The sequence below is a fragment of the Nonomuraea sp. NPDC001684 genome (assembly GCF_053596515.1).
Genome location: NZ_JBSFGJ010000714.1, coordinates 1 through 3,031 on the forward strand (window position 1 = coordinate 1; position 3,031 = coordinate 3,031).

Genomic DNA, 3,031 nt, shown 5'->3' on the forward strand with positions numbered 1-3,031 from the left:
AGCGCCGCCAGGCGGCGGCGACCGGCTCGTCCTCGAAGCCCCGGCCCGGGGTCAGCAGCAGCAGCTCGGCCCCCAGCTCGGCGGCCAGTTCGGCGATACGTCCACACCCCCTCCGGCTTCAGCGTGGAGTACGGCTGGGGCGGACTGATCATCGACGACGCGACGTGGGAGGTGAAGACGCTCGACAAGCTGCACAGCTGGGGCCACCGCCCCCCGGGCGTCGTCGCCGGGCTGCTGGCCGCCGCGCCCGCGCCGAACGGGGAGGACCACTGATGGCACTCGACGCCAAGGACATCGCGCGCACCGTCCGGACCAAGGACTGGAAGCTGCGCTACTACGAGGCGGGCTCCGGCCATCCGGTCGTGCTGCTGCACGGCAGCGGGCCGGGCGCCACCGGATGGAGCAACTTCGCCGGCAACATCGAGGCGCTGGCCGAGCACTTCCACGTCTACGCCGTCGACATGCCCGGCTGGGGCGAGTCCGACCCGGCGACCGTCGACCGGCTCGACCACGTGGAGGCGGCGATCCAGTTCCTGGACGCCCTCGGCATCGAGCGGGCCGCGTTCGTCGGCAACTCGATGGGCGGGCAGACCTCGCTGCGGCTGGCCACCGAGCACCCCGGCCGGATCTCGCACCTGATCACCATGGGGCCGCCGGTCGGCCGGATCCCCACGCTGTTCGGCGCCGGCGACGGCCCGTCCGAGGGGCTGAAGGTGCTGATCGAGGCGTACCGGGACGCGAGCCCGGAGAACATGCGCCGGCTCGTCGAGATCATGGTCTACGACAAGGCGCGCTTCGCCACCCCCGAGCTGTGCCAGGCCCGTTCTGACGCCGCCCTCGCCCGCCCCGACCACCTGAGCAACTACGTGGACGGCCTGCCGAAGGGCGCCCCGCTGCCCAAGTGGGTCAAGCCGGAGCTGCTGCCGAGGATCCAGGTGCCGACCCTGCTCATCCACGGCCGCGACGATCGGGTGGTGTCGTTCGAGATCTCCCTGTACCTGCTGGCCAACATCCCGGACAGCCGGCTGGTGCTGCTCAACCGCTGCGGGCACTGGGCGATGATCGAGCACGCCGACGAGTTCAACCGGCTGGTCGCCGACTTCATCGCGAACAACTGACCCCCGGGGCGCGGGCGGCTGCCTGTCACCTGTCCAGCCCCAGGCGCGCACTCAGAGCATCCGTCACGCCACGCGTCCGGCCCTGCCCGAGAGCCCGAGACCTAGGACCATGGACGGACCGGAGGCCGCCTTCATGGGACCAGCGGCCGATGCCGTCCCCATGAGCGCCTGGCAACACTGATCACATGGCTTCCCCCTCCCTCACGAGTGTCGTCGGCGTACGCCCGTTCCTGGTCGGCATGTTCGTCGACGCGCTCGGCAACGGCCTGTACGTGCCCCTGACCCTGCTGTTCATCCACGAGGTGACCGGCCTGCCCATGACGACCGTCGGGCTCGGGGTCACCGTGGCGGCGGTCGTGGGGCTGGCGGCCAACCCGGTGGCCGGGACCCTCATCGACAGGTTCGACGCGCGCCGCGTGCTGATCGCCACGTACGTGCTGCGTGCGGCGGCCTTCGCCGCCTATCCCCTGGTGGACGGGTTCGTGGCCCTGCTCGTCGTCGCCGCCCTGATCGCGGCCGGCGACCGCGCCTACTATCCCGCCTCCGGCGGCCACGTCTCCGCACTGGCGGAGGGCGCGCTCAGGGACCGGCTGTACACCCTGATCGCCACGGCGAGGAACGTCGCCTTCGGCCTGGGCGGTCTGCTGTCGGCGGGCGTGGTCTCCCTCGCCGGCGCCACCGGCTTCGCGGTCGTCGCCCTGATGAACGCGGCCAGCTTCGCCCTGGCGGCCGCATGCCTGCTGCTCTCGGGACGGCGCGCGCCCGCACCGCCGCCCCGGAATCCGGGCGGTTACCGGCAGGTGTTCGCCGACCGGCCGTTCCTCACCCTGGTGGCGGCCGAGCAGGCGTACACCCTGATCCACCTCATCCTCCCCGTCGCCCTGCCGGTGTACGCGGTCACGGTGCTCGGCGTCCCGCCGGCTCTGCTGGGCGTCCTCTACGCGATCAACACGGTCCTGGTGGCGGCGGGTCAGCTCCCGGTCCGGAGGTGGCAGCGGCACGCCCGCCGTACGCACGCCATGGCCCTGAGCGGCCTGATCCTGATGGCGGCGTGCGCCGCCTACGCCGCGACCGCGCTGCTGCCCGCCGGACTCCCGCGCGTCGGCGGGCTGCTCGTCGCCACGCTCGTCCTCACCTTCGGCGAGCTCATGCACACCGTGCCCAGCTGGGCCCTCGCGGCGGCCACCGCACCACCGGCCCTGCGGGGCCGCTACCTGGCGATCTACCAGCAGACCTGGGCGCTCGCGGCGGTCCTCGCACCCGCCGGCTTCTCGGCCCTGCTCGACATGGCCCCGCTGCTGCTGTGGCTGACGCTGGCAGCCCTGGTGGGTCCGGCCGCACTTGCGCTGCTCCGCCTGGCCCGCCGCCTGCCCCCCGACGCCGTGGCCCCACCCCAAGCCTGAGTCGCCCCTGGGCAGGTCGGCGCTACGGCCCGGCCGATCCGGCCCCTGCGCCGATCGCCGTGAGTTCACCGGGACGCCGCGTGGTGGGCGGCGGCCAGTTCGGCGAAGGCGACGGCCGCCGGGAGCGGGTCCGCGGGCAAGGCGAGGAGGATGATCCGCTCGGCGGCGGGCTCCAGCGGGATCGCGTGCACGCCGCTGAGGTGGGCGGGCAGCGACAGCTCGGGGACGATGCTCAGCCCGAGCCCTTCGGCGACCATGGCCAGGATGCTGTTGGTGTCACGCACCCGGTAATGACACTTCAGGCTCGCACCCGCCGCCCGCGCGATCGCCGTGATCAGCGGCTCGCACCCGCCCGTGGACATGATGAACGGGTGCCGCGCCAGCTCCGCCACCGGCAACGAAGGGCGGACGCTCAGCTCGTGGCCGCTGGGCAGGACGGCCAGCATGCGGTCGGCGGCGAGCGGCCGCGCCACCGACCGGGCGGGCAGCGAGACCTCGCCGGCCGCGGCC

The 3,031-nt window shown here is 73.3% G+C and carries 4 protein-coding genes; 3 read left to right on the top strand and 1 reads right to left on the bottom strand.

Annotated elements, in window-relative coordinates; translation table 11 throughout:
* Positions 1-123 precede the first annotated feature (123 nt).
* The 3 genes from ACWCSD_RS50560 (at position 124) to ACWCSD_RS50570 (ending at position 2,521) form a co-directional block, all read left to right on the top strand.
* Complete coding sequence (locus ACWCSD_RS50560) at positions 124-273, top strand: hypothetical protein (protein ID WP_449926670.1); 150 nt, start codon at positions 124-126, stop codon at positions 271-273.
* Positions 273-1,118: an alpha/beta fold hydrolase gene (locus ACWCSD_RS50565; RefSeq protein ID WP_449926673.1), complete on the top strand. Its 846-nt coding sequence runs from the start codon at positions 273-275 to the stop codon at positions 1,116-1,118. The genes ACWCSD_RS50560 and ACWCSD_RS50565 overlap by 1 nt, the downstream gene beginning before the upstream one ends.
* Before the next feature lie 185 nt (positions 1,119-1,303).
* The gene (locus tag ACWCSD_RS50570; protein WP_397162725.1) at positions 1,304-2,521 is read left to right on the top strand and encodes an MFS transporter; all 1,218 of its coding nucleotides are present in this window, start codon (positions 1,304-1,306) and stop codon (positions 2,519-2,521) included.
* Between the two features lie 65 nt (positions 2,522-2,586).
* Here ACWCSD_RS50570 and ACWCSD_RS50575 read toward each other — a convergent pair.
* The coding region (locus tag ACWCSD_RS50575) for a LysR family transcriptional regulator substrate-binding protein (protein WP_449926676.1) at positions 2,587-3,031 on the bottom strand (445 nt) is incomplete at its 5' end.

Excerpts from the sequence above, each read along its gene's own strand:
- ACWCSD_RS50565 (WP_449926673.1), top strand. The coding sequence starts at position 273 with ATGGCACTCGACGCCAAGGACATCGCGCGCACCGTCCGGACCAAGGAC.
- ACWCSD_RS50570 (WP_397162725.1), top strand. The coding sequence starts at position 1,304 with ATGGCTTCCCCCTCCCTCACGAGTGTCGTCGGCGTACGCCCGTTCCTG.